2 protein-coding genes and 2 pseudogenes are annotated in these 1,899 nt (G+C 40.9%); 3 read left to right on the top strand and 1 reads right to left on the bottom strand.

The window, feature by feature from the left end:
* Positions 1-206: 206 nt before the first annotated feature.
* Together AC04NP_RS30435 and AC04NP_RS30430 are read left to right on the top strand one after the other, a co-directional pair.
* Entirely contained in the window at positions 207-329 is a 123-nt protein-coding gene (locus AC04NP_RS30435; protein ID WP_482863896.1) for a hypothetical protein, read from the top strand.
* Positions 330-379: 50 nt separating this feature from the next.
* The gene (locus AC04NP_RS30430) at positions 380-847 is read left to right on the top strand and encodes a hypothetical protein (protein ID WP_482863897.1); all 468 of its coding nucleotides are present in this window, start codon (positions 380-382) and stop codon (positions 845-847) included.
* Positions 848-970: 123 nt separating this feature from the next.
* Here the strand turns inward: AC04NP_RS30430 and AC04NP_RS30425 are convergent.
* A pseudogene (locus AC04NP_RS30425) lies at positions 971-1,141 on the bottom strand (group II intron maturase-specific domain-containing protein); the annotation flags it as partial.
* 250 nt (positions 1,142-1,391) lie between these two features.
* Between AC04NP_RS30425 and AC04NP_RS30420 the strand changes: the two are divergent.
* Positions 1,392-1,899: pseudogene (locus tag AC04NP_RS30420) on the top strand (ATP-binding protein); the annotation flags it as partial.

The following is a 1,899-nucleotide window of genomic DNA, read 5'->3' as shown; positions in this document are numbered from 1 at the left end:
AAGCGGTTTTATGAAGAAGCTGACCGGGCATAAAAACGATTGTCCCACCTGTTTAGGTAAAGGCTACATCTACACTTGATAAGTTATGAGTAGCAAGAAAAGTGAAGCTGGTGTTTGTAATAATCAATGCTTCTATCAGGCAGTTCCTATGGGATTTGCTTGTAACTGCACTCGAATAATAAATTGAAAATTAAATCAAAATAAACATGACAAAATATAGAAAGGTTGGACAGACGGATCATTATCAGAAAGTAAAGGGAAATAACGATTGGTGGGGCTGGGTGGTCGCTATTGTCATTATTCTCATCATTGCCAGTCAGTGTTCCTGATCGAGAACATTGACTTTTTCTAATTCCAAAATCTTAAAAATCTTAACGAAATGAATATAAGCAGTTGCAACACCAGCGGAATCTATGGTATAAGGGATCGCTTAAAGAAGGATAAAATTATGAATGCATTGAAGAAAACAGCATTAGGACTCACGATTGTGGCTGCCAGTGTGTTTGGTACGAAGGCGCAAAGCAATCTTGTTGCCTTCAATGACAATGCCAAGATTGTAAAGAACAATGGTTTGACCAATTACAAGAGCGCCATTCCTGGCAATGCTGGTGATGTTGGTATGCATACAGGAAAATCTGGTAGCCTTGGAATGGTGGTTTATGGCCCTCCTGGTTCTAAGAATCTTAAATCAAAAGCAAATGAGCTTTTCAACACTTATAGGCCGCATGTAGATGACTTCATTGTGACCTATCAAGAAGATCCAAGGTTTAAAGAAATTCTGGTGGGTGTTGTCTATGATGGAGGTGCCAGAGTAATCCAGCATGCTCTCGTAACCTTTTCTTCGTAGGCGTGCCAAGTTAATAGTAGTTCCGAGTATGGGACTTTGGGCTACTGCCCAGCCTCCCATTCTTGTTCTGCTCCAGGCATAGGCCTGGTTTTCAGGCACACCTAACCTAATCAGGTTTTTACGCTTCCTTTCTGGCTTCTTCCAATCATGCCATATACAGTATCTGAGCCAGTTTCTCAACCACTCATCGATTTGTTTGAGCTTTGCGTGAATACTTGCCAGCCGGTAGTTGTTCACCCAGCCCACCCATATTTCTTTCAGCTTTTGCAGCCGTTCTTCGAAGCTGTATGGCACACCAAATTGTTCCCCAATTCCCAATGATAGAATAGGTTCGGATAGGAAGCAGATAGTCGCTTGAGCCACATGACCGCCTTGACTTTACTCACTTTGAGACTTGTATACTTGTTCAATACCCATCTGATCAACCGATGGTGTAGTTAGTAAAACACAGGCTTATTACCTTGAAATCATTGTTCCTCGCTATGATGTCCCTATTTCATTCAGAAGTAAATACTATGTCCGTACAGGAACAACTTTACAGGAGTTGAAGGGACCATCACTGAATGAATTCATTTTGAGGCGAACAGGAAAAACCTGGGATGCTATTACTCCTGCCAATGCTTCCATTAAAGATATTGACGAAAAAGCTGTAAAGTATTTTCTTCAAAAAGCACTAAAGAGTAATAGAATTACTCCTGGTGCAGCCAAGGAAGATACCATAACCCTGTTAAAAAATCTACATTTGGTGAACGATGAAGGTAACCCGAAAAATGCCGCATTACTTCTTTTCAGCCATAATCCCCAAAAATACTTTACGACCTCCTATTTTAAGATCGGTAAGTTCGGAGAGTCTGATGCCGACTTGAGATTTCAAGATATAGTGGAAGGTAACCTGATTGAAATGGCCGATAAGGTTATGGACATACTTCGAAGCAAGTACCTGGTCTCTCCAATACGTTATGAGGGTTTGCAACGCATTGAAGAACTTGAATACCCCGAACCTGCTTTACGCGAAGCGATCCTCAATTCCATTTTATGTAAATTTTCACATA

It is taken from the genome of Agaribacillus sp. DX54 (genome assembly GCF_056858335.1).
The sequence above is the reverse complement of the archived record's forward strand: the minus strand, read 5'-3'. Positions and strand labels throughout refer to the sequence as shown.

Excerpts from the sequence above, each read along its gene's own strand:
- AC04NP_RS30435 (WP_482863896.1), top strand. The coding sequence starts at position 207 with ATGACAAAATATAGAAAGGTTGGACAGACGGATCATTATCAGAAAGTA.
- AC04NP_RS30430 (WP_482863897.1), top strand. The coding sequence starts at position 380 with ATGAATATAAGCAGTTGCAACACCAGCGGAATCTATGGTATAAGGGAT.